At 67.2% G+C, this 23,991-nt stretch carries 16 protein-coding genes and 4 pseudogenes; 9 read left to right on the top strand and 11 right to left on the bottom strand.

Annotated elements, in window-relative coordinates; genetic code table 11:
- Window positions 1–156: 156 nt before the first annotated feature.
- The 3 genes from OHA03_RS38660 to OHA03_RS38650 all read left to right on the top strand — a co-directional run bounded on the left by OHA03_RS38660 (window position 157) and on the right by OHA03_RS38650 (window position 3,517).
- Window positions 157–1,239, top strand: coding sequence for an aldo/keto reductase (locus OHA03_RS38660; RefSeq protein ID WP_267008667.1), 1,083 nt, complete (start codon window positions 157–159; stop codon window positions 1,237–1,239).
- A gap of 122 nt (window positions 1,240–1,361) precedes the next feature.
- The gene (locus OHA03_RS38655; protein ID WP_323181361.1) at window positions 1,362–2,096 is read left to right on the top strand and encodes a response regulator transcription factor; all 735 of its coding nucleotides are present in this window, start codon (window positions 1,362–1,364) and stop codon (window positions 2,094–2,096) included.
- The gene (locus tag OHA03_RS38650; RefSeq protein WP_267008666.1) at window positions 2,093–3,517 is read left to right on the top strand and encodes a cell wall metabolism sensor histidine kinase WalK; all 1,425 of its coding nucleotides are present in this window, start codon (window positions 2,093–2,095) and stop codon (window positions 3,515–3,517) included. Before OHA03_RS38655 ends, OHA03_RS38650 begins: the two co-directional genes overlap by 4 nt.
- A gap of 73 nt (window positions 3,518–3,590) precedes the next feature.
- Here OHA03_RS38650 and OHA03_RS38645 read toward each other — a convergent pair whose 3' ends face one another.
- Window positions 3,591–6,056: a glycoside hydrolase family 65 protein gene (locus OHA03_RS38645; RefSeq protein WP_267008665.1), complete on the bottom strand. Its 2,466-nt coding sequence runs from the start codon at window positions 6,054–6,056 to the stop codon at window positions 3,591–3,593.
- Window positions 6,056–6,817, bottom strand: coding sequence for an HAD family phosphatase (locus OHA03_RS38640; protein ID WP_267009619.1), 762 nt, complete (start codon window positions 6,815–6,817; stop codon window positions 6,056–6,058). The genes OHA03_RS38645 and OHA03_RS38640 overlap by 1 nt, the downstream gene beginning before the upstream one ends.
- A gap of 397 nt (window positions 6,818–7,214) precedes the next feature.
- On the opposite strand from OHA03_RS38640, the gene OHA03_RS38635 reads away from it, so the two are divergent.
- On the top strand, window positions 7,215–8,207 hold the full coding sequence (locus OHA03_RS38635) for a nitroreductase (RefSeq protein ID WP_267008664.1): 993 nt from the start codon (window positions 7,215–7,217) through the stop codon (window positions 8,205–8,207).
- A gap of 34 nt (window positions 8,208–8,241) precedes the next feature.
- On the opposite strand, the pseudogene OHA03_RS38630 reads toward OHA03_RS38635, so the two are convergent.
- Together OHA03_RS38630 and OHA03_RS48120 are read right to left on the bottom strand one after the other, a co-directional pair.
- Window positions 8,242–8,388: pseudogene (locus OHA03_RS38630) on the bottom strand (RNA-guided endonuclease TnpB family protein); the annotation flags it as partial.
- A gap of 16 nt (window positions 8,389–8,404) precedes the next feature.
- A pseudogene (locus OHA03_RS48120) lies at window positions 8,405–8,632 on the bottom strand (transposase); the annotation flags it as partial.
- A gap of 764 nt (window positions 8,633–9,396) precedes the next feature.
- Here OHA03_RS48120 and OHA03_RS38625 point away from each other — a divergent pair.
- A complete protein-coding gene (locus OHA03_RS38625; RefSeq protein ID WP_267008663.1) occupies window positions 9,397–9,738 on the top strand; it encodes a hypothetical protein in 342 nt (113 codons plus the stop codon).
- Here the strand turns inward: OHA03_RS38625 and OHA03_RS48115 are convergent.
- From OHA03_RS48115 to OHA03_RS38615, 3 genes are all read right to left on the bottom strand, one after another.
- Window positions 9,656–10,252 carry an IS5 family transposase gene (locus tag OHA03_RS48115; RefSeq protein WP_354006170.1) on the bottom strand — a complete coding sequence of 199 codons (597 nt, stop codon included), beginning with the start codon at window positions 10,250–10,252 and terminating at the stop codon, window positions 9,656–9,658. The genes OHA03_RS38625 and OHA03_RS48115 overlap by 83 nt on opposite strands.
- The gene (locus OHA03_RS48110; protein WP_354006169.1) at window positions 10,249–10,551 is read right to left on the bottom strand and encodes a transposase; all 303 of its coding nucleotides are present in this window, start codon (window positions 10,549–10,551) and stop codon (window positions 10,249–10,251) included. Before OHA03_RS48110 ends, OHA03_RS48115 begins: the two co-directional genes overlap by 4 nt.
- Window positions 10,552–10,624: 73 nt before the next feature.
- Window positions 10,625–11,074 (bottom strand): hypothetical protein, encoded by a 450-nt coding sequence (locus tag OHA03_RS38615; protein WP_267008662.1) that lies wholly within the window; start codon window positions 11,072–11,074, stop codon window positions 10,625–10,627.
- Window positions 11,075–12,288: 1,214 nt separating this feature from the next.
- Here OHA03_RS38615 and OHA03_RS38610 point away from each other — a divergent pair.
- Window positions 12,289–15,531 (top strand): DNRLRE domain-containing protein, encoded by a 3,243-nt coding sequence (locus OHA03_RS38610; RefSeq protein WP_323181403.1) that lies wholly within the window; start codon window positions 12,289–12,291, stop codon window positions 15,529–15,531.
- A gap of 5 nt (window positions 15,532–15,536) precedes the next feature.
- On the opposite strand, the gene OHA03_RS38605 is transcribed toward OHA03_RS38610, so the two are convergent.
- A protein-coding gene (locus tag OHA03_RS38605; RefSeq protein WP_267007271.1) for an IS3 family transposase occupies window positions 15,537–16,789 on the bottom strand; the annotation gives its coding sequence in 2 pieces (ribosomal slippage) (window positions 15,537–16,507 and window positions 16,507–16,789; 1,254 coding nt in all).
- A gap of 96 nt (window positions 16,790–16,885) precedes the next feature.
- Here OHA03_RS38605 and OHA03_RS38600 point away from each other — a divergent pair.
- Window positions 16,886–17,212, top strand: coding sequence for a hypothetical protein (locus tag OHA03_RS38600; RefSeq protein ID WP_267008660.1), 327 nt, complete (start codon window positions 16,886–16,888; stop codon window positions 17,210–17,212).
- A gap of 83 nt (window positions 17,213–17,295) precedes the next feature.
- Here the strand turns inward: OHA03_RS38600 and OHA03_RS38595 are convergent, their stop codons facing one another.
- Entirely contained in the window at window positions 17,296–17,961 is a 666-nt protein-coding gene (locus OHA03_RS38595) for an SMI1/KNR4 family protein (RefSeq protein WP_267008659.1), read from the bottom strand.
- A 1,292-nt stretch (window positions 17,962–19,253) separates the two neighbouring features.
- On the opposite strand from OHA03_RS38595, the gene OHA03_RS38590 reads away from it, so the two are divergent.
- Complete coding sequence (locus tag OHA03_RS38590) at window positions 19,254–20,285, top strand: zinc-dependent alcohol dehydrogenase family protein (protein WP_267008658.1); 1,032 nt, start codon at window positions 19,254–19,256, stop codon at window positions 20,283–20,285.
- On the opposite strand, the gene OHA03_RS38585 is transcribed toward OHA03_RS38590, so the two are convergent.
- Window positions 20,272–21,378 carry a M20 family metallopeptidase gene (locus OHA03_RS38585; protein ID WP_267008657.1) on the bottom strand — a complete coding sequence of 369 codons (1,107 nt, stop codon included), beginning with the start codon at window positions 21,376–21,378 and terminating at the stop codon, window positions 20,272–20,274. The genes OHA03_RS38590 and OHA03_RS38585 overlap by 14 nt on opposite strands.
- Window positions 21,379–21,416: 38 nt before the next feature.
- Here OHA03_RS38585 and OHA03_RS38580 point away from each other — a divergent pair.
- Window positions 21,417–21,627: pseudogene (locus OHA03_RS38580) on the top strand (hypothetical protein); the annotation flags it as partial.
- A 58-nt stretch (window positions 21,628–21,685) separates the two neighbouring features.
- Here OHA03_RS38580 and OHA03_RS38575 read toward each other — a convergent pair.
- Window positions 21,686–23,801: pseudogene (locus OHA03_RS38575) on the bottom strand (LamG-like jellyroll fold domain-containing protein).
- Window positions 23,802–23,991 lie beyond the last annotated feature (190 nt).

The raw sequence follows: 23,991 nt of genomic DNA, 5'->3' as shown, positions 1-23,991 counted from the left end.
GGCGCGGGGCCAACACAATCCGGGCAAGGTTGAGCGGATTATGCAACGATCCGCCCGCATCGGTCTAGGAGATCGCCAGGCGGCGAGGTCGAATGGAGGGGCACCGGGATGGCCCCCACGGCGTCCCCGAACATCTTTCGGCCAGGGAGTTCCACCATGTCGCTCGATTCCTACGTCACGCTCGGCCGCTCGGGTCTGCGTGTCAGCCCCTTCACGCTGGGCACCATGACCTTCGGTGAGGATCACGGGTGGGGCAGCAGCCCACAGGAGTCCGCGAACATCCTGGCTGCCTATCTGGACCGGGGCGGCAACTCGATCGACACCGCCAACATCTACACCAACGGCCACTCCGAGAAGATCATCGGCGATTACTTCGCCGACCGGTCCGCGCTGCGTGATCGAGTCGTGATCGGCACGAAGTTCTTCGGCAACCTGTACGAGAACGACCCCAACGGCGGCGGAGCCGGCCGGAAGGCGATCGTGCAACAGCTGGAGAACTCGCTGCGACGTCTGCGGACCGACTACGTCGACATCTACTGGCTGCACAATTTCGACCCGTCCACGCCGGTCGAGGAGACCCTCCGCGCCCTGGATGACCTGATCAGCGACGGGAAGGTCCGCTACGTCGGATTCTCCGACGTGCCGGCGTGGGCCGCTGCCGAGGCGGCCACCGTCGCACGCTTCCGCGGGTGGGCTCCGATCATCGCGCTGCAGTTGGAGTACTCCCTGCTCGAACGCACCTCGGAGGGGGAATTGATCCCGATGGCTCAGGCCCTGGGCATGGGCGTGATGCCATGGGGCCCGCTGAAGAGCGGGTTCTTGGCTGGCAAGTACTCCAGCACCACCACCGGTCCGGTCGACACCACGCGCACGCAGCTGGTCGGTGCCCCGAGCGAGGCCGACTATGTCGTGATCGACGCACTCAACGCCGTCGCCGCCGAAGTGGGCGCCAGTCCCGCCGCAGTGGCCCTGGCCTGGGTGCAGGGCCGTCCCGGGATCACCTCCACCCTGGTCGGCGCACGCCGCTTCGACCAGTTCGAGGCCAACCTGCAGGCCCTGGACATGACCCTCACCGAGGCTCAGCGCGGTGTGCTGGATGATGTCTCCGCTCCCACGCTGAACTTCCCGGCCGACAACAACAGGACGTTGGCGCCGTTGATCCAGTTCGGCGGAGCCACCGTGGACGGGCGTCCGTCGACGGTGTCCCCACTACTGCAGGCCAGCAGCGCCCGCTACTGACCAGGGCGGCGGAGAGCAGCCCACGCGGACGTCCGGGCTCGGACGCGGCCGACAGATTCAGAGAGAACTCAAAGGAAGCCGCTCCCCCTCGACGTGCGGCATCGGGAGATGCTGGACGGGTCATGAACACACAGAACACACAGCCGCCCCTGCTGCGGCCGGACGGGACTCCGGTGCGGGCACTGGTGGTGGACGACGAACCGGATCTCACCGAGGTGCTGGCCGGAGCCCTGACGAGCGAGGGCTGGAACGTCCGTACGGCCGCCGACGGCTCCTCCGCGCTCGCGACCGCACGTGTCTTCCGGCCGGACGCGGTCGTCCTGGACTGGATGCTGCCCGATATGGACGGGCTGCGCGTGTTGCGGGAACTGCACCGTGAGTCACGCGACATATGTGTGCTCTTCCTGACCGCTCGGGACGCGGTCGAGGACCGGATCGCCGGCATCACGGCGGGCGGCGACGACTACGTGACGAAGCCGTTCAGCCTGGAGGAGGTTCTCGCCCGGCTGCGCGGGCTGCTGCGCCGGGCAGGAATGACAGGTGCCCCGGGCCGGGACCGGCTGGTCGTCGGCGAGCTCACCATGGACGAGGATGCCCGGGAGGTCAGACGCGGCAGCGCGGTCGTCGAGCTCTCCCGCACCGAATTCGAGCTGCTGCGGTTCCTGATGCGCAATCCACGCCGGGTGCTGTCGAAGGAGCAGATCCTCGACCGGGTCTGGGCCTACGACTTCGGCGGCCGAGCCCATGTCGTCGAGCTGTACATCAGCTATCTCCGCAAAAAGATCGACGCGGGCCGCGCACCCATGATCCACACGGTGCGCGGGGTGGGGTACGTCCTGAAACCGGATCCCTCATGAGGCGGCCACCGCCGCACACGCTGCGCGGACAGCTCACCGCCGGGCTCGTCCTGCTGCTCGCCGCCGCCTGTCTCGCCGTCGGCCTCACGACCGTCTTCGCCCTCGAAGGTTTCCTCGTACGCCGCCTCGACCAGCAACTGACGGCGTCCGGGGGCAGGTTCGCCGCCAGCCTGGAGCACGAAGCAACGCCCGACACCGACAACCGACCCGACTCACGGGGCCAGGCGGACCAGACCTTAGGCGCAAGACTGCTGAACGGCCGGGTGACCCAGGCGGCCGTGGTCGACGAGCAGAACGTCCGACAGGTGCCGCTGACCCGCAGCGACCGGCATACGCTTCAGGAGGTCCCCGCCGATGGCAAAGGCCGCAGCGTACGGCTCTCCGGGCTCGGGTCCTTCCGGGTTTCCGCCGTCCCGGGCGACGACCAGGACGTCCTGATCACCGGGCTGCCGCTGCACCCCGTGGAAGAGACACTGCACCGGCTCGAAGGAGTGGAGGGAGTCGTGTTCGGCGCAGCCCTGCTCGCCACCGCAGTCGCCGGGGCCTTCTGGGTACGGATCTCCCTGCGCCCCCTGCAACGGGTCACGAAGCAGGCGGTCGGCGTGGCCCGGCTCCCGCTGGCCAGCGGCGAGGTTGCCATGCCCGATCCGCTGCCCGTCACCGACCCTCGTACCGAAGTGGGGCAGGTCGGCACCGCGCTGAACCGGATGCTCGGACATGTCGGGGACGCGCTCACCCGGCGGCAGGCGAGTGAGGAACGCCTGCGGCACTTCGCCGCCGACGCCAGCCATGAACTGCGCACCCCCGTTGCCAACATCCGCGGTCACGCTGAACTGGCCCTGCGCCACCGAGGGCGCGTCCCCGCCGACGTCCGGCGCGCTCTGGAACGCATCCAGTCGGAGTCCGGCCGCATGGGTGACCTGGTGGACGACCTGCTCCTGCTCGCCCGCCTGGACGCAGGGCGCCCACTCGAACACGAGCCGGTCGACCTCACCCTGCTCGTCCTGGACGCGGCCGACGACGCCCGCGCAGCCGGCCCCGGGCACCGCTGGATTCTCGATCTCCCTGAAGAACCCGTGACCGTCACCGGTGACGCGCACCGCCTCCAGCAGGCCATCGGCAACCTCCTGACCAACGCGCGCACCCACACCCCCGCCGGCACGGAAGTGACCGTCCGCCTCGTGTCCGAGAGCGCTGCGGTCCGCCTGACCGTGACCGACGACGGTCCGGGCATCCCGGAAAGTCTGCAGCCCGAGATCTTCGGCCGCTTCGTCCGGGCAGACCGCAGCCGCTCCCGCGCGACCGGCAGCACCGGCCTCGGCCTGGCGATCGTCCATGCCGTGGTCACCGCGCACGCGGGCAGCATCCAGGTCAGCAGCGAACCCGGTCGCACGGTTTTCGAGATGTCTCTCCCCCGCTGACCACCGCGAGGGCTCGTCCCGTCCACCGAGGTTGGACACATCCAAGCCACGAGGGGGCGCCGATGGTGCGGTCTCAGCCCTGACGGCCCGTCCTGTGACGGCGGTCAGGCCGCCGACCCGACGGCAGATCGAGCCATCGCGCGGTGCCGGGGGCGATCAAGTGGGTGTGGCCGCCCAGGATCAGCCGCACGGCCGGGTGGTGCGAGTGCGGTACCGCGATCCGGAGTCGCTGCGCTCGTATACCCAGGTCCACGTCCCCGTGTCCGCGGAATCGGATGCGTACGCCGAATTTGGAAAGCTGGGGAAGCGGGGCCGGGGAGAGCCACAGCGCGTCGTCCCGGGTCTCCAGCCCGGTCATCCCACGCTGCACAAAATCGAGGGTCCCGGCCATCGCCCCCAGATGGATGCCTTCGGCGGTGGTGCCGCCCTGGATGTCGACCACATCACCGGTCAGCGCCTCTTCGCAGTAGGTCCACGCCTCCTCGCGGTGCACCCGTGCCAGCACCCAGGCGTGAACCAGAGAGCTGAGGGTGGAACCGTGGCTGGTGCGCGCGAGGTAGTAGTCGACGGTGGCGCGCCAGGTCTCGTCGTCCAGCACATGCCCGAGGCGCTGGAACAGGCCGCCGAGCTCTCCGGGTGAGAAGAGGTAGCCGAGCATCAGCACATCGGCCTGCTTGGATGCCTGGTAGCGGTTGACCGTGTCGCCCTCCGCCTCAAGAATGCGGTCGAGCCGCCGGATGTCGCCATAGCGTTCCCGGTAAGCGGCCCAGTCGAGTTCGTCGAGTTCTCCGTAACCGGCGAACTGGCTGATGACACCACGGTGGTACGGCACATACAGCCGCCGGGAGATGTCCTCCCACCGTTCCAGCTCCGCGGGGTCGAGCCCCAAGCGCTCCAACAGGGTCCTGCGCCGTGGCTCGGGCAGGTCGCGGTACAGCTCCGTGGTCCGTGCCAGCACCCAGGCCGCCGTCACGTTCGTGTACGCGTTGTCGTCGATGCCTGCACTCCCGCCTCTGGGATAGGCGTCGTGGTACTCATCGGGGCCGACCACACCGCGGATGCGGTACCGGGCCAGCGACGCGTCCCATTCGGCACCGGCCGCCCAGAACCGGGCGATCTGCAGCAGCATCTCCGCGCCCTTGGAATGCAGGTACTCGGTGTCCGCGGTGGCCTGGCAGTACTGCCACACGTTGTAGGCAACGGCCGAACCCACGTGGTGCTGCAGTCGTGAACGATCGGGCAGCCAGCGCCCCGAACGCGGGTTGAGATGGAGTTCCTGAGCCTCCTCCCGACCGTCGTCGGCACTCTGCCAAGGGAACATGGCCCCGGCCCGCCCGGCCTGTCGTGCCGCGCGGCAGGCCTCGGGCAGCCTCCGGTAGCGGTAGTCCAGAAGTCCCCGGGACACCTCCGGGAAATGCAGACTCAGGAACCTCAGTACGAACAGCTCGTCCCAGAAGACGTGGCCCCGGTACGCCTCACCGTGCAGTCCTCTCGCCGGTACACCGACGTCGAGCTCGGCGGTGTGCGGAGACAGCGTCTGCAGCACATGGAAGAGGTGCAGTCGCAGAATCCTGCCCGCCTCGCCCGGAACGTCGATCCGGGCCCGCCGCCACAGGCCGGCCCACGCCCGATGGTGCGAGGCCAGCAGCTCCGCGAACTCCGGGGCCGTCCGGACAGCGGCCACAGCAGCCCGCAGGGGACTGCCGATCGCCGGGTCACGCGACGTGTACAGCGCCACCGTCTTGTCCACGACGGCGTCGCGTGCCGGATCCAGCGGAAGCACCAGTGTCTGGAAAATCTGCCGTGGAGTCTGCCAGGGACGGGAATGCCGACCGGACTCATCCGTGTGCCGCCCAGGACCGCCGGACGTGTCGACAGTGCGGGAGGCCAGCGCGAAGCCGATGTCCGACTCCACGGTGCGGCATCTCAGCCACACCACATTGTCCTGTTCCGCTCCGGTCGACCAGCCGGTCAGGTGGCGGTTGGACAGATCCTGGTACCGCGAGACACCGGTGTTCCGGATGTCGCCGTCGATCGCCGCCTCCACCTCGATCGAGCCCGTCCAGCCATCCGCGGTGAAAATCGTGTGCAGCGCAGCGAGATGCGGGGTGCCCATATGCACCAGACGGCACTGCTCGACATCAAGGCGACGGCCTGCCTCGTCCTCGTAGACGGACCGGCGGGTCAGCGTGCCGCGGCGCAGATCGAGAGTCTGCCGGTGTTCCTTGAGGTGTCCGTGGTCCGGAGAGAGCCACGGTCCGGGGTGTGCGCCGACGGGGCGGATGCGGTAGCGCAGCGGCAGCCAGTTCGGCAGGTTGACCAGGTCGGCGTTCTCCACCGTCCGGCCCTGGACCGATGAGATCAGCCGGTCGTAGCAGCCCGCCAGGTAGGTGCCCGGGTAGTGAGACCTGTTGGTGGATGTCTCGGATGCGGCTCCACGGGTGGCGAAGTATCCGTTGCCGAGTGTGCACAGCGCCTCGCGCAGCCGCTCCTCTTCCGGCTCGTACCCCTCGTACGACCATTCCCAGGCCCCCGCCATCAGTCGTCCACGTCGCTCAGCAGTTCACCGGGATCGGACACCACGATGTCGGCGCCGCGGCGTCGCAGGTCCGCGGCGCCGCCGGCACTGCCTGTCCGGTCCACGCCGACGACAAGCCCGAATCCGCCGCGGCGGCCGGCCTCGACACCGGCCAGGGAGTCCTCCACCACAGCGGATTCCGGAACCGGGACGTGGAGGCGCCGCGCCGCTTCCACGAAGAGCGCGGGATCCGGCTTTCCCGCGAGCCCCAGCCGCCGTACCTCATTCCCGTCGACCACGGCCCCGAACTGCCCGATGAGTCCGGCCCGCGACAGCAGTTCCGTCGCATGTCGGGAAGCGGACACGGCGGCACAGGGCACCCCTTCGCTTCGCAGCGCCTGAAGGAGGCGAACCGTGCCGGGCCAGACATCGACCTGGTGCGTGCGCAGCGTTTCCGTGAACAGCTCGTCCTTGCGTGCGGCGACCGCCCATACCGTCGCGGTGCCCGGTGGGTCGTCCGGGCTGCCCTCGGGAAGGTCCAGCCCTCTCGACGCGAGGAAGGCCGCCGCACCGTCCCGCCGTGAACGGCCGTCGACGTGGCGGAGATAGTCGGCGACCGGATCGAAGGGCCGCTGCCCCTCCCGTTCCGACAGACAGGCGTCAAACGCCTTCTTCCAGGCCGCGGCATGACTCCGGGCGGAGTCGGTGATCACTCCGTCGGTGTCGAAGACCACGGCCCGCACAGAGCGCAGGCACGGTGCCGGAGACGGTACGGCGGCCATGAATGGGGCGGTCCCTTCGTCAGGGTCTTCATTCATGGCATCACGGTTCCAGGACGCGGGCGCGTCGTGGTTCTCAGTAGGGCAGAGGCCGCCCGGACGGGGTTCGCAGGTCGAGGGGCGGCGGCCCCGAGACAGGCGGTGGACGGCGGACGATTCTGATGCGGCTCACTGCCACCACCTCCTGGCGCTCAACGGGTATGTGCCCAGGCGCGTGCGCCACAACCCTGCGGCGGGAAACACGTCCACGTCCGAAGGCCCTCCTGCCGGCCCATCCGGAACGGCCCCGCCCAGGGGCCGTCCGGCCCGGCCCAGGGACGAACGGCCCATACGCCCGGGGAGGACGCCCACTTCATCCTGAAGGTGCGTCAACCGATACCTGCTCTCCGGGAGGCCCCCGATGCTCGCGCAGACGCTCGACGACACGACGTTGGCCGACCTCGTCTCCGATGCCACCGCAGCACCGTCGATGCACAATGCCCAGCCCTGGCACTTCGACTACAAGCGTTCGAGCCGCACTCTCGCCCTTCGGGCGGATTTCGACCGTGCCATGCCGGAGGCCGACCCGTCCACCCGCGCACTGCACGTGGGATGCGGCGCGGCCCTCCTGAACCTGCGAGTCTCCGCAGCCCACCAGGGCCTCTCCATGGAGACGACACTGCTGCCCGTCCCTTCGGACCAGGCACTCCTGGCGAGCAACCATCTGAGCGACTCCCCTCAAAAACCCCGGGATGCCGCGCTCGTCGGGCTCCACCGCGCCATCCGGGACCGGCACACCAGCCGGTACCCATTCGACGCCCGGGCGATACCCGAGGACATCCGCCTGCTCTTCGCCGACGCGGCCCGCGCCGAAGGAGCGGACTTCTCGTTCCTGACCCCGACGCATCTGGAGACCGTGCTGGAGCTGATCCGGGACGCCGAGGGATACGACCGAGGGGACCCGGCGCGGGAAGCGGAGCAGCACCACTGGACCCGGGACACACAGACAGAGGCTCCCGTCGACGGGGTCCCGGACTACGCCTTCGGACCCTGCGACGCGTCCGGACGAGCAACGACTCGCGACTTCGCGGGCACCGCCGTCCTGGCGGGCCGAGCGCGCGTCCCGTTCGAAAGCCAACCGCAGCTGGCCCTTCTGAGCACCGCGGGCGACCGCCCCGTGGACTGGTTGCGCGCCGGCCAGGCATTGGAACGTGTCCTGCTCACCGCCACACTCCACGACGTATCCACCTCATTCGCGACGCAGCCCCTCGAATGGCCGGACCTGCGGTGGATCCTGCGCGACCCCGTCTTCGGCACGGGACACGCGCAGATGATCATCCGCATGGGATACGGCCCGGCGGGGCCCCGCACACCACGCCGCCGCTGGGAACAGGTACTGACGATCGAACCTTGAAGTGCTCTCCCGGCTGGAGCCAGGAGATTCCTGCTTACCTTGCGGCAGCGGGCTTGACGCGCTTCGCGCGCCTGACGACTGCCCTCCCGGCAGCCGGGATGAGCGCGAGGTCCATCCGGTACAGGTGCAACATGTTCCGGGCTGCGTTGTGGTCGGCGTTGCCCGACCAGCCGCAGTCGGGGGCGTGATTCGGGCTGTCAGGCCGCGAGGATGAGGGATTCGAGGTGGGAAGTGCGGGTGCCGCCGAGTGGGGTGCCGGTCAGCCATCGATCGATGCGGATGATGTTGAGCGCGGTGGTGGCGAAGACGTGGCCGAGGCCGGTTGCTGGCAGGTCGCGGTGGCGGGTGCGGCGGATCCCGGTGACGCGGACGGCTTGGGAGATGGTGCCTTCGACGCCGGCTCTGGTCGCGTAGCGGTCCTTCCACTCGTCGGTGTCTGGGCCCGGCGGGCGGCTTCGACAGGGAAGGCACGGCGCTCACATCTCCAGCGGCGGCCGCTTCAGCGACCAATTCCCTATGGCCGGCAGCCACGTTCCCACCCCACAGCGCGAGAAGTTCTCGGATCTCCCGCGTCACATAAAACCGCGGCTGCGGCCGCGGCCCCGTCCTGCCCTCACGACGCGCCACGGACAGCCAGTTCCACACCGCAGTGACACGCCCATAGTGGCTGCTCGCCGAGGTGCTCGGACTCGAGCCCCTCGAAGAAACGGTGCCGGTTTCTGCCCGGACAACGGCTACGCCACGGCGTAGCCGAGCCGAGATGTGGGCCGCCAACCTCACCGCCGCCCGCCAGTACGCACAACGCGAAGGACACCTGAACGCCCCCGACCACACATCGAAACCGTCGACGGCACCGACCACGCCCTCGGAGTCTTCATCGCCAACTCGAAGGCACGTAAGGACCGGCTCGCGCCCGAGCGGGTCGAAGAGCTCACCACAATCGGCATGAGATGGAGCTGAGAGACATGATGGCCCCATCGATAAGTGCCAGCCGCGTGTGGGACGTGCTCGCCGCCGCTCAGGCGTCCCACCTGCGGCTTGCCTAGGCTCCCCTTTGGCTCACAGGTCGTTTCACAATGAGGTCGCTGAGGGAGGGGATGCAGTCACGCTCGGCTTCGTCCGTAGGATCACTCCATGCCTGCTGACGAACGCGTAGCTCGGTCGCCAGCGCGGCTACGCGTCGCGGGACATGGACGAGAAGTGGGACGTCTTCACGGAAGGCGAGGTGGTCTTCCTGCATCGAAGCTGGACCGGTAACGGAGTCTTCGCGGCGACCTTCACGCCGGTTGGTGGCGGTGGATGGCGGATCGCTAGTGCCGTAGTCGAACGTGATTCCGAGCGCTATGGAGGCACGGACGATGCCTACGACTGCGTCATGCTTGAGTTGGTGATCAGCGCCATCGTGCTCGGTGAACCAGCGCCTGACCTCCGCTCGAAGCTGGTGGAGTTTACGCGTCGGAAGTCGCCTTCTGCCGATGCCCCGGCTGGCCTGATTCAGCACAGCACCTTGGGGCTGCGCTCGGACTCCTAGTTGATCCCGCAGGGCTGCCGGATAGACGTCGGATGCACATCAGGCTGCAGGCCAGTTCGAGAAGGCCCTGGTGGAGATCCGCGCGTCGTTCGTAGCGGGTGCGGAACCGCTTGAACTGGTGCAACCAGGCGAAGGCGCGCTCGACGACCCAGCGCACCTTGCCCAGTCCGGAACCGTGTGCGAAGCCCCGCCGGGCGATCACGGGTTTGATGCCGCGCTTCCACAGCAGACGGCGGTACTTGTCGAAGTCGTAGCCCCGGTCGGCGTACAGGCGCCGGGCTTTGCTGCGGGGGCGTCCGCGCAGTCCCCGGATCAGGGGGATGGCGTCCAGCAGCGGCAGGAGCTGGGTGACGTCGTGCCGGTTGCCGCCGGTGAGAGTCCCGGCAAGCGGGGTTCCGTGACGATCGACGATCAGGTGGTGCTTCGAGCCGGGGCGAGCACGGTCGACGGGTGAGGGGCCGACATGATCCCCCTTTGAGAGCCCGGACGTGCGACCCGTCCACGGAGCAGTCATCCAGCTCCATCAGGCCGGCACAGCGTAGCTCGGCCAGCAGGGCCTCGTGCAGGCGCGGCCACACGCCAGCCTCGGGTCCAGTCCCGCAACCGGCGCCAGGCCGTCACCCCGGAGCAGCCCACCGTCTCCGCAGGGACATCACGCCATGCGACACCGGTCCGCAGCACATACATCACACCAGCGAATACCACTCGGTCGGGGAACGCGCAGCCGCCCGGGGTGGCGACGGCGCCGCTCGGGAGCAGGCGGCAGCAGCGGGGCCACTCGCTCCCATAGGGCGTCAGGAACAAGATGAGCACCCACCCTGGACATCTTGCCGACCAAGATCGTCGAGCACAAGACCCGCAGCTCAATCCATTCTGAAACGATCAGTTACCCGGGAGCGTCGGTGATGCGGCGCATCATCCAGCCGATGCAGGTCCGCCATCCCGGCGGTTTCTGACCCTCTCGGCCTCGATAAAGGACCGCGCCCGCCTCAACATGGACTGTCGCCAGACGAGGGTCGGAATCGTAGACGGCGCAGTTCGCCTGCCATCGGCTGAACTCATCGCTGATGTCCTGGATCGAGCGACACCAGGCGATGCCCTGTCCATGTCTCACGAGTCCGGGGTGCTGCGGGTCGACACTCAGGTCAAAACCGTGCAGGAACTGCAGGGCTGTCAGGACCAGGGGATCCGGGTAGTCGGGAACACTGGGGCCTTCCACCCACGTAGCCGCCCAGCCATGGGCAGCCTCACGGCTCAGGTCGCCAAAGATCAGCGACTTCCAACAAGCCGATACTTCTTCACGGCTGGGCGGCGGCAGCACATTGAAGTCGCTCACGACCCGAGCATCCCCACGCGTAAGCACCGAAGCCACTGCCTTTTCTGCTCATGAGCGAGCCTTGATCGGCAGCCCACTGCCTAGCATGCTCGGATGCCTGCCGAGCCTCCCCTCCCCGCAGGGTCGGCTTCTCCTCCCTTTAGGCCGGCAATGACAGACCGTCAGCGCTTATCTCATCTTCTGGCCGAATTCAAAGAGGGGATTGACGGATCGCCCTGACCGTCCATATCCATCCCTTGGGCGGGTTCAAATACTGCTCGTCCGCAAGAGTTCCTGCCATTCGGAATAGGGTCATCGCCGGCTATTTGGCGGGTGGGCGACAGAAGATCTGAAATCTGACCCACTGGCGCCGCAAGCCGACCAGGCTCTCGGCAGCACTGCGAGCGGCGATCACGGTGTCGAGTTTTTAGGTGGCTTTGCCGGCGCGCCATATGCCAACAGGTGTGCGCAGCATGGCGTTCACGGTCACGTTGGCCTGCATATCTCCTGGTCTCCGCCCCTGTCAGATTGGCTGCGTGGCCTCCCATGTATGCAGCGGATCGTGATGCGAGATCGTCACAGGGCTGCACCTATAAGTGATGCAGGTCACGTCGGATGCCTGGGAGTTGGCGACTGTTCTACGCCCACCGATGCGCTTGGGTCTGTATATCAGCCACATGACCAGGGGATGCTTGTGTCCCTGTTGCCCTTATTCTCCCGACAGGTCGCGCTTATTTGGTGCCTGTGAGGATGTCATTTTGATGCTGTTGCTTCTTAGTGTCCTGGCCCGTCCATTTTCTCGGCAAGTCGAGGTGGTCGACTCGCTTATGTCCAGCGTCGTGGCTTTTACTGACGTGCTGTCGTTGTGATCCATCTGACGTTTGCGCTCATAGGATCTGCTGCTGGCCGCAGTTTCCGCGCGGTCTTTTCTCGACATGATCACGTGCCCTGAATTCATCTTCAGTGACGTTGATCTTCCCGCCTATGGTCCTGCTTGCGCGGTTCCGCGCAGAAGTTTGAGTCGCCCCATGGGGAAGGACACAGCACTCGTGCATCCATCCACACAACCATCGATACCAAGACGCAGACGTCTCAACCGACTTGCCGTGGCTGCTGCGCTGCTGCTGGTCGCCGAAGCCGGCATCGCTGTAACGGGGAAGGCCGCTGCGGCGCCCGCCGCCGAGCGAACGGTTGCGGTTCCCCAGCCGTCCAGGGCTGAGGTTCTCAAGGCCGACATGGAATGGGCTGCCCAGCACACCAAGGGTTCCAAGGCGTGGGCGATCCTGGAGGGGAAGAAGACTGGCAGGAAGGTGGTCGCGTACGACGAGACGACGGCCACGTCCGTCACCGTCGCCAATCCTGACGGAACGCTTACCACCGAGATGACTCCCGGTCCTGAACGGGTCTGGCGCGGAGGCAAGTGGCACAAGGTCGACGTCACTTTAGCGATGGCCGCTGACGGAAGTGTGAGGGCGAAGGAGCATCCCAACGGCCTGCGTCTGACTGGCCAGAGCGGCACCCCCTCGCAGTCTCTGTCCGCCGCTGGGAAAGCGGCCTCGCGGGATCTGGTCACCCTTGGCAGCGGGGAACAGGCCATGACGCTGCAGTGGAAGGGCGGCCTGCCCGCGCCTGAGCTTCGTGGCAACACCGCCCGCTACCGCGAGGCAGTTCCTGGCGCCGATGTGATCGTTGAAGCCACGCGAACCGGCTTCGAACAGTTTGTTCAGATCCACGACCGGCCGGCCGACCCGTACTCGTACACGCTGCCGGTCAAGGCCAAGGGCCTGAAGGCGAAGGCGAACAAGGACGGGTCCGTCACCTTCAGCGACGCCAGGACCGGCCAGCGGCAGGCGACGATGCCTGCCCCTGTCATGTGGGACGCGTCTGTGGACAAGCGATCCGGAGAGCACACCCGCCGGACCCGCGTCGACATGAAGGTCGTGAACAAGGGCACAGGCCGCATCGATCTGGTAGTCACGCCGAGCCCGGCCTTCCTCGCCGATCCCGCCACGCAGTACCCGGTCACGGTCGACCCCTCGACTTCGGCTCTGGCCTCCACGTTCGACACCTACGTGCAACGCGGTGAGACCGTGGACTTGTCGACGGACACCGAGCTGGACTTCGGCAACCCGGGCACTACTAACGCCGATGGCACGACCCGTGTGGCCCGGTCCTTCATCCACTGGAACACCACGCCGATCCAGGACGCGTTGATCACCGACACGAATCTGGCACTGTGGAACTTCCACTCGGGCAACACTGACTGCGTCGCGCAGGAGTGGACCGTCTGGGACACCACTGCGGCGTCCACCTCTTCACGGTGGGCGAGCCAGCCCACGTGGAACCAGCAGTACCACTCCTCGACGCAGACCCGAGGCAACCCGGACTGCACAAGCACCCAGCCCGACGGGTGGATCAACGCCGACGTCGACACACTCGTCCAGACGTGGGCATCGGCCAAGGCCACCCGCGGCTACATGGGACTGCGCGCGGCCACCGACGACACTCGCGCCTGGAAGCGCGTCAACTCCGGCAACGCCACCGCAAACCAGCCGAAGCTGACCGTGAACTACAACTACCGGCCCTCGGACGGCACTGACCGGCAGGCCGGGGCGCCGTTCAAGTCCTATGCCGGAGTGTGGGCGGTGAACACCACCACGCCGACCCTGCGGGACACCTTTACGGACCCCGACGGTGACACAGTCAACGGCACATTCCAGGTCTACGACGCCGCCACCAACACTCCCATCACCACGCCGCTCGGAGACGGCCTGCTCGTCTCCGACTACGGCAACCAGGGCAAGCCAGTCAGCGTCGTGGTGCCAGCAGGGCAACTCACGGACGGCAAGACCTACAAGTTCCGTACCAATGCCTACGACGGCACCCACTACAACCTTTCCTGGTCACCGTGGACCCAGTTCGTCGTCGACACCACCGCACCTGGTGAACCATCCCCGGTGGCCTCCAGCCAGTACCCCGAGGGTGACTACGGCGGCGGGGCCGGCCAGGCGGGAACCTGGACGGCGACTACCGCTGATGACGCCAACCGGCTCCAGTACCGGGTGGACGGCGAGGACCCCGACCCCGACGCGGGCGCAGCAGGCAGTGGCACGTGGACGACGGTCAACACGACCTCGACTACTTCCGGCACTTCCGGCTCCTTCACCGCTACGCCCACGACCGACGGTGCGCATCACGTGGACACTCAAGCCGTCGACCGCGCGGACAACGTCGGCACCACCGCCGAGTACGGCTTCATCGCGGGAGCCACTGCGGCGCCTCGGAGCCACAAGGTCGACATGACCCTGAACAAGCCGGACACGGCAGCGGTGGGCCCTGCCGACTGGGACAATCCCTATCCGGCGTTCGGGTGGAATGGCTGGAACACCATTACCAGCTCGGGGAACGTCACCGTGGACGCGCCCCCGCTGCTCTCCCCGAAGAAGAAGGTCACCAAGGCCGGGGATGTCACGATCACCATGACGCCCCAGAAGCAGCGCTCTCCAAAGGCTGCCAAGGCACTCAAGCAGTACCAGAAGCAACAGCATCAGACAGACGCGTCGACCTTCGCAGCCAGCGCCTACACCGGTCCAATCTTGGACCCGTCATGGTGCGACTCCACGAAGATCGATCAGAAGTCGTTCATCCGCCGCACCGAGGCCTGTCTGCTGTTCACCTGGAACCTGGAAGGCACCAGCGACAAGGGCATCTACCGGCAGTCCTGGGACGTCATGTGGCAGGTCAAGCTGGATCCCAAGACCAACGCGATCAAAACGTTCCTCCAGATGTACCCCTTGATGCCCACCGTTCAGGAACAGTGGCCGTCCTCCCCGAAGGCCATGGCGTTCAACGTGATCACCGGCTGCGCCAACGGTGGTTGCACCAGTGGCATGGGATTCGACTGGGAGACCGGCCGGACCCCCTCATGGTCCTCCGGTGCCGATCAGCACATGGCCCAGGGCACGGCCGACTTCACATGGGACGGAAGCGTCACGAACGCCGCCGGCTTGAAGGACAAGGACCTGTCCAAGGTGCTTACCCTCCTGGTGGGGGCTACCTTCACCACTGACACTCCCGGCATGGTCGTCACCCAGGACAAGGCGTCCTCCGGTCCGTTCGACATCCGCTGCGACAAGGTGTACGGCAGCGGCGGTTGCGTCGTCCCCTCATACAGCCCCGGCTACTCGATGAACTCCAGGAAGTTCCCGGCGGCCGCGGCCCACGCCTGGCTGATCCAGAACCGGCTAGCCCCGGAATTCTTCGGCCAGACACCGGTCACCCCGCTGCATTACCTGCCGGGCAAGTCCCGCAATGCGGCAGGAGCGACCGGAACCGGCCGCAGCGAAACCGCGAACCGGTACCGGACCTGCTACGGCGCGGCAGCAAACAAGATGGTCTACCGCAAGGACACGGCCCTGCATCCAGAGCTGTCCAGTTCCAACAAGGACTCACGCTCTGAACCGCCCCGGGTTCGGTAGAGAGCTCAGATAGCGGTTGTGACCTGGGGTTTCGTGGTCGCGAGGTAGTAGTTGTTCTCGTACTCGACGGGCGGGACGTGGCCTATTTCACCGTGGAGGCGCCGGTGGCAGTACCAGTCGACCCATTCGGCGGTGGCCAGCTCGACCTGGGAGAGCGTCTTCCAGGGCCGTTGCGGCTTGATCAACTCGGTTTTGTAGAGACCGATGGTCGATTCCATCAGGGCGTTGTCCAGTGCGTCCCCGACGGAACCGATGCTCGCCGCGAGACCGGCGGCATCCAGGTGCTCGGCGAGACGGAAACTCGTGTATTGCGACCCGGCATCGGAGTGATGGATCAACTCGCCGTGCGTATACGGGTGTTGGTCGCGGTCGCGTTGCCACAGTGCCATCTCCAGCGCGTCCAGGACGAGCTGGGTCTCCTTCGATGTGGAGGCGGACCAGCCCACGATGCGACGTGAAAAGGTATCCACGACGAAGGCGACGTAGACGACGCCCGCCCAGGTCGCCACGTGGGTGAAGTCCGCGACCCAGGTGCGGTTGGGCGCCTCGGCGACGAAGTCGCGCTCGACGCGGTCCGGTGCCCGCTCGGCCTTCTCGTCCGGGATCGTGGTGATGACCCTCTTGCCGCGCACCGCGCCGGCGATGTTCAGCTCGCGCATCAGCCGCTCGACCGCGCAGCGGGCCACCGGGATGTCCTGGCGGTTCAGCTCGCGCCAGATCTTCCTCGCCCCGTAGACGCGGTAGTTGGACGCGTAGATCTCCTTGATCTTCTCTTTCAGCCCGGCGTCGCGCACGGTCCTCGCGGACGGCTCGGCCAGCCGCTTGTGGTGGGCGTAGTAGGTGGAAGGGGCGATCTTGCAATCGTGCTCGGTGAGCACGCGGCAGATCGGCTCGACACCGCCGAAGCGGGCCCGGTGCTCGTCGATGAACGCTACGAGCGTGTGTGTGGCCGGTCGAGCTCGGCCGCGAAGAAACTTGCCGCGGCTTTCAAGATGTCGTTCGCGCGGCGGAGTTCGGCGTTCTCCTTCTTCAGGGCCTTCATCGCCGCGGACTCCTCCGACGTCGTGCCGGGCCGCCGACCGGAGTCGATCTCGTCCTGCTTGACCCAGTTCCGCAGGGTCTCGGCCGAGCCGATGCCGAGTTTCTGGGCGACCGTCTTCAGCGCGGCCGACTCGTTCGGGTAATCACCGCGGACCTCGGCGACCATGCGGACCGCTCGTTTGCGCAGCTCAAGGGGATAGGAGGAGGGGCGTGCCATGACTCAATCCTTACATGGAATCGAGTCTCTATTCGAACCGGGGCGGTTCACTCCTGCGACGAGTACTCGTTCAACGCGACGTACGAGTCGGCCGGCATGCCCACAAGCGAGGGTGGCCTGAATCCCAAGCCGGTGTCGGATGCCCTACAGGGGCGGGAGTGCGTCCAAACGTACGAGAAGCAGCTGGCGGACGGCACCTACCGGCTGTACGACGATGAGCGTTATGCGGCGCCGACCTGGGACGAGACCTGTGGGCGATCGTCGATGTCGGTGAACGTCAACTCCCAGTCGATGGCACGGTTCGGGTCGTCGTTCGCACCCACGTTCCGGATGCTGGACAAGGACACGTACTGGGTGGATATCGACGGTTTCCAGGACTGCGATTCCACAGCCGACGTGATCACGTGCGCACAGCGTCCGTAGCGCCCTGACTCCTTCCGCGAAGGGCTGGCCCGTGAACGCACGTGGGGTTCGGGGGCCAGCCCCTCAGCATGCGGCGGTGGCATTCAGGCCGTGACGGGCCGCCATCCGTCCTGCTCGTATGTGGGGTCGGGGTCGAACCAGGTCAGCCCGTCGCCGGTCGGCGTCATGTAAGGGCGCATTCCCAGGATGCGGGTGGGGCGCCCCTCGGTCAGGGCGGTGGCGCCGTCTTCCAGCCATTCGGCCAGGCCGACGGCCAGCGATATCGGCTCCTGCGCATCCGCCCATGTGCCCAGCAATCCCGTTGTGGGGTCGAGGTATGTGCCGTCCATCATGGTGTATTTGGCGCTGGCGGTGACGGGCACGTAGGGCAGGGTTTCCTGATCGGACAAGCCTGACAGGGCCGACAGGGGCCCACCGTGAGCAGTGATCACGTGCTCGAGGGGGAGCCACGCCTGGCCGTTCGGCATGAAGTCCACCGCGTTAGCCTGCCGGTGCCACGGATCGTCCTCGCCGCGTGGTGCGAACGGCTGCTCGCCGAGCTCGTCCAGGTCCGCGCCGCGCACCCCGTCGTGGATCAGGTAGAGCGCCTTCATGGCCAGCGGTAAGGCGACGCCTATGACCTGTTCGGTTTGCTCTATCTGCTCAGGTGTCGCCGGCTCCCGCAGCAAGCTGTGAGAAAGCGGCGCGTACCTGCTCAGCCACTCCTCTATACGCTCCCATGCCGCCTGAACCCGAGCATGTTCGGTCATCCGTGCCGTCCTTGTCCCTGGAAGTGGTGTCGAGCCTGGAACACCGTAGATACACCGACGCACACGCTGCTGTGATGCGAACAGGATAGGTATGGCCGCTGCTCGCCCCGGCCCCGGGCATCGCAGTTCATCCGCCCTTCTGGTTCAGGGACGGATCACATGCAATCACGACGATCGTGCGCGGCACGGGGTCGGTGGGAGCAGCAGTGGGTGTCCAGTCGCACGCCAGAGTGGGACGAACCTCCCGCGGCTCATCGGACGGCGTCGGCTCCGGTGCGTGAACGGGCCGCGTGTTGGCGTTAAGGACTTCCGTCGCGGTGTACCCGGCCACGCCTATCACCAGGCCCGCTGCGACGAACGCCTGCATGGCCCGACTCACTCGCAAGCCCCCTGTCCCGCCTCGTGATGCACGCTCACGCCTTCCTGTGTAGCGGGAGCCACATAAGTGACTGTGCAGGGCGCCCAGGGTGGGGCCGTCCGTGTGTACGGTCCCTCTGAGGAAAGGTAGCGCAGGACCTGGAGCACGTACGTGCACCAACGTAATGAACTGGATACCAGGCCTCCTCGCGAACCTGCTGCAGGACAGCCGCTCCGCTGCTGGCTCAGGCCGGGACGGCCGACCGGTTCCGGCAGCTTCGGCGACACCGTCTCGGTGTGCCGGGTATCAGCGGCGTACGGATCCGCTCCCAACCGTGGGACGCCACTCCGCTGGGATGAGCATGGACACGAGCGATTCCCCTCAAGGGGCGAGCGCACCCCCCAAGTGGGCGTGTGGTCCCCGGTCACGCCGTCCCGTTGAGCTCGTTCTCGACATCGCGACCGACCTCCACGAGACCGATCAGTCGTCGGCCTCGGCACGCCGCTCGACGGCGTGGAGCAAGGCGGTGGGCTTCCTCCTGGGCATCGGTGTCATAGGGCGAGCACAAGCGGTGATGAACCGCCGGGAGGGCCTTTCCCTTCCGCCGGCGCACCCCCTTCTCGTCGCGGTGGTACTGCTGGACCCAGGCATTCCGCAGCACCTGCACGGCCTCGATCTCGCACAGCCAGTCCGGAGCCGTGGGGCGTAAGGCCGCCTCCAGGAGCGCAGGCGTTCCAGCACTACCTCCAGCGTCGCCTGTTCCAGTCCGTGCTCAGGGCGGCGGTCGCATCCACGCGGCTCTCGCCGCTGACCGGACCAGTGCCCGCAGGCTGCACTCCGATCCGTCCACGCCTGCGGCGCACGGGCAGCTGCGTTGCTCAAGCCCGACGACGGCCGGTTTGCCGGACCCGCCCAGCAGCCGCAGGCTGGGAGCATGGGGCGATCCGACCACGCCACACAGATGCTCAGCGGCTGGGCCGTCGGGACACCTGGGCCCATGCGTACCGGTCCCCTGGTACCGGCACATCGCCCAGTGGCCGCGCCCGGCCCGGATGAACTGCTGCTGGAGGTGGAAGCGTGCGGTGTCTGCCGCACGGACCTGCATCTCGCCGAGGGTGATCTCACCCCCCACCGTCCGTCGACCATTCCCGGCCACGAGATCGTCGGCCGTGTGGCATCCGTCGGCGACGCGGTCAGCACGTTCCGCGTGGGTGACCGGGCCGGCGGCGCCTGGTTGCGCGGTACCTGCGGGTCCTGCCGTTACTGCAGCGCGGGACGGGAGAATCTCTGCCCCGCGTCCACGTACACGGGGTGGGACAAGGACGGCGGATTCGCCGACCTGGTCCTCGTCCCCGAGGCATTCGCCTATCGCCTCCCCGAGGCACAGGACGCGGCCTTGCTCGCTCCTCTCCTGTGCGCCGGAATCATCGGCTACCGGTCGTTGCGACGGAGTGCGTTGCCGACGGGCGGCCGACTGGGAATCTACGGTTTCGGCGCGTCGGCCCATCTGGCTGCCCAGGTCGCTCTGGCCGAGGGCGCAACCGTGCATGTGATGACGCGTTCCGCGCAGGCGCGTGAACTCGCCATGTCCCTGGGCGCCTCATCGGGCGGCGGTGCCTACGACAGTCCACCCGAGCCGCTGGACTCGGCGATCCTGTTCGCTCCGGTGGGTGACCTGGTCCCGGTGGCTCTGGAGGCGCTGGACCGGTCGGGCACCCTCGCGATCGCCGGAATCCATCTCTCCGACATTCCCGTGCTCAACTACCAGCGACATCTCTTCCAGGAACGGAATCTGCGCAGCGTCACCTCCAACACCCGCCAGGACGGCCGCGAGTTCCTTGAGCTCGCCGAGCGCATCGGCATCCAGGTCACCGTGAGCCGGTATCCCCTGAACCGGGCTGATCAAGCACTGACCGACCTGGCCGCGGACCGGGTGAACGGCGCCGCAGTGCTCACCTCCGGCTGACGCGAATCGCGTTCACCAGTCCAGCAACAAGGTTCGCCCGCTCGGTCATTGCTTCGATCACCAGGTACTCGTGGTCGGCGTGGGCACCACCCCCGACTGCTCCGAGGCCGTCGAGAGTCGGCACCCCCAGTGCGGCTGTGAAGTTGCCGTCGCTTCCGCCACCGACTGCTTTGCCTTCGAGGTCAGGAAGCAACTGCTTGGCCACCGCAAAGAGCTCGGCCGACGCCGACTCGGGCATCGGAGGTCGGCCGATCGCTCCCTGAACCGCGATCTCCGCCTCATCGAGATGCGGAGCCAGTGCCGCGAACGCAGACTCGATTCTGTCCTTCTCGCCGGCCGACTCGACCCGGACATCGACGATGACCGTCGCCTCCGCGGGAACGACGTTGTCCAGGGTTCCTGCGGACGCGACGGTCGGGGTGACAGTCGTGCCGACATCGGGTCGACCGAGCGCTGCGATGTCCAGCACCTGATGCGCCGCCTCGATCAGGGCGTTGACCCCGGCTGCGGGCTCAAGGCCTGCATGCGACGCCCGGCCCGCGATGGAGACTTGGAACGTGCCACAGCCTTTACGGCCGGTCTTCAGGGCTCCACCGTCAGCAGCCCCCTCGAGCACGAGTACAGCGCCGCAGGCAAGGGCTCGTTCTTCGATGAGAGCCCGAGAGGAGCGGGAGCCGACCTCCTCGTCGGCGGTCACCAGGATCTCGACGCCTGACAGGTCATCGAGGGTCGCCAGGCCATGAACGGCCTGGACCAGACCGCCGAGCATGTCGAAGACCCCGGGGCCGGTTGCGTGCCCGTCCTCGATCACGAACGGCCGGCGTTCAAGGGTGCCGAGCGGAAACACCGTGTCATGGTGACCGAGGATCAGCACTTTGGGATCGTCACCGGCTGACCAGTGGAGGTGCGGCCCGGCTTCGCTCTCAACGAGGACGGCCTGCCCACCGAGGCGGCTCTCGATGACAGCGGCGACGGCTTTGGCCGATGCCACCAAGGCGTCGAGATCGCGCGAGGGAGACTCGATTTCGACGAGTGTCCTGAGGTCCTCGATCATCGCGTCAACAGTCACATCGACGGTCTTGTGCATCGTCACGTCGCAAGGGTACTTGGCACGCCGCAACGGAATGGAGTCGAGCCTGCGCCCGCCGGGTTGCCGAGCGCACCAACTCCTGGCACAGCCGTTGCTTCAAGAAATGCGCCATCTGCACCGAGGGCTGGGGCCGGTGTCATCGAGGCGTTCATCGCGCTCGCCGACGCGATCACCATCGTCCGCCGACCAGTAGTGCTTCGTCAGCTTCTGGTTGTGATGACCAGCTGTTGGTCGGAGCCCGACGGCCCGTAGGAACCTCGGTTCCGGCAGGCCGTCGGGAGGTCAGACCTCTGGACTCAGCACGGACGGATCAGCACACGCAGGGGTCCGTACCCCAGCCCAGGCCGAGCACGTCCATGTCCCGCAGCACACCGGAGTAGGCCTGCACCTCGTCCACATCGCCGTGGAGGTACTCGCCCCAGCCGTCACCGGCTTTGGCCCGGCCGATCTGGAGGGCACCGGTGCTGTGCCAGCCGACAGGGAGGCTCGCCGTCGCCTCGGCGTTGGTGTAGCCGTCAAGGTAGAGCTTGATCGTGTCGGTCCCGTCGTCGTAAACCACGGCGAGACGATGGCCCTGGCCCTCGCCGCCGTCCGCGCCCGCGATCTGGGACACCACCTTCTCGGGGGCTCCGACCTCGTCCCTCTCCGACATCACCAGTTGCCAGGTGTACGTGGACGGCTCGTAGCGCACCTTGAACGCATCGGTGTGCTCGCCGGCCTGCGAGAGCACAGTCATCGGGTGGGCCGGCTCGGAGTCCGCGAGGCGTACGACGACGCCGAGGGTGAAGCTGTCCCCCGTGTCCACGACGGGCTCGTCGGCAGCGGCGTACCCGGTCTTGCCGTCCAAGCGCAGATGCCCGTCGCCAACGAGTGGCAGCGGCACGAAGGGGCAGTCCGGGTCGAGTTCCGGGATGCAGGAATTGTCGGAGCCTTCGGTAGATCGAAGCTCCCGTACCGAGCCACAGCGGCGCGCCGTCCGACTGCTCGGGGCTCGCGCCGTCCACCGCGTTCTCCACCGACCAGTGGCCGAGCAGCTTCGGTTTGCGCAGCGCCAGTTCGGCCACCTCGCCCGGTACCACGACCCGGTCGTGGACCTGTACGTCACCGATGTCACCGTGCCACCGGTCACGGTAGCCGGTAGCCCCACGGGCGCGTCCGATCTGGAACGCTCCGGCCGTCTCGGCGGGAGTCGCCTCTGCCGCGGTGCCGACCTCATGGCCGTTGACGTACAGCTGCGCGCGACCTGTCTCCGCGTCGTACAGCCCGAGCAGATGGGCCCACTCGCCGGTCTCGGGCACGCCACCGGACACCCGCGCGTCCGCGATCGCGAACGACCAGACAGGGCCGAGGTCCTGGCTGCGCAGCCCAAGGCTGAAGCCGGGCTTCCCGTCCGCGTCCTGGCTGGCGACGGTCATGTTCCGGCCGGTTTCGGCGGGCCGCACCCAGGCGCTGACAGCGAAGGTCTTGCGGATGTCGGTGGCCGGGGCGTCCGTGGTGAGGAAGCCGTGGCCGCTGCCGTCGAGGCTGACTGTGGCGGTGGTTCCGATGCCCGCGGGCACCGGGCCGCCGAAGGTCGCGCCGGTGCCGGCACGGGCGGCGGTGCCCGTCTCGGCAGAGGCCGAGCGGGAACCTGCCGGGTCGTCCAGCTTCCAGCGGGCGACAGGGGCACGCCCTGACTTCACGTTGAAGTCGTACCGCGCCTCCCCACTGCTTCGGCCCGACCGGTCGATCGCGTAGACCGTCAGCGACTTGGGCCCTGAAGTGAGCGGCAGGTACGGAATGGTCACAGCTGCGCCCGGCCGCTCGGCGGAGACGGTCCCATGAGGGCCGTCCAGGAAGTAGTACGTGTACGACACCACATCGTCGGAGGGCGAGTCCATGGTGAAGTGGCCGTAGACGCCCACCCCGTCCACCCAGAACACGTCCTCGGGATTGGGGTATTCGGGGGAGCTGATCACAGCCTTCTCAGGGTTCACATCGTCGTACACGAACGAGCAGACGGAGCCGTCGCCCTCATCGCTCCATGCGGAGGTAGCCTCGCCATCGTTGCCGCGGACGTGCCAGGAGACGACCGTCTTCGCCGGGATGTCGTCCGGCATCGTCCAGTAGTGGCGCGACCCCGACGGCAAGGTGTTGGTGGTGTAGGTACGGCGCTGCTCCACTCCTGCTGCGTCGGTCCACCAGGCTTCGAACTCACCCTTGACCGGGCTGAATTCGGAGGGCTGGTTGTCCTCCTCGGGGTCGTACAGCATGGCACTGAGCCTGGGCGACTTCTGGACGTATGGCGTGTCGTCGCCGGTCGCGCAGGCCTTGCCCTGCGACTGGAGGTCCTGTACCAGCGGCTGCTTCGGCGGCAGGTTGTCCGCCGCATACGCCGGACCGACAGCCGTGGCCAGCAGCACCGCCGCGCAGCCCCCCACCACCATCCGTCTGCGTCTGCCCGTCCTTCCGAACCTGGTCAAGTGTCCCTCCCCTGTGAGCGCTTGAGCTCGTGGATCACACGAGCCGCATGAAGCTAACAGAGATCACTGACAGTGATAGTGGTATTCGGGTTCCCGGTGGTCGTGGCTCGATCACTGACTGACGTCCTGCTGGGCTGTCTTCGCCTTGGTCTGT

This window comes from Streptomyces sp. NBC_00154, assembly GCF_026342835.1.
Taxonomy (GTDB): Bacteria; Actinomycetota; Actinomycetes; order Streptomycetales; family Streptomycetaceae; genus Streptomyces.
The sequence above is the reverse complement of the archived record's forward strand: the minus strand, read 5'-3'. Positions and strand labels throughout refer to the sequence as shown.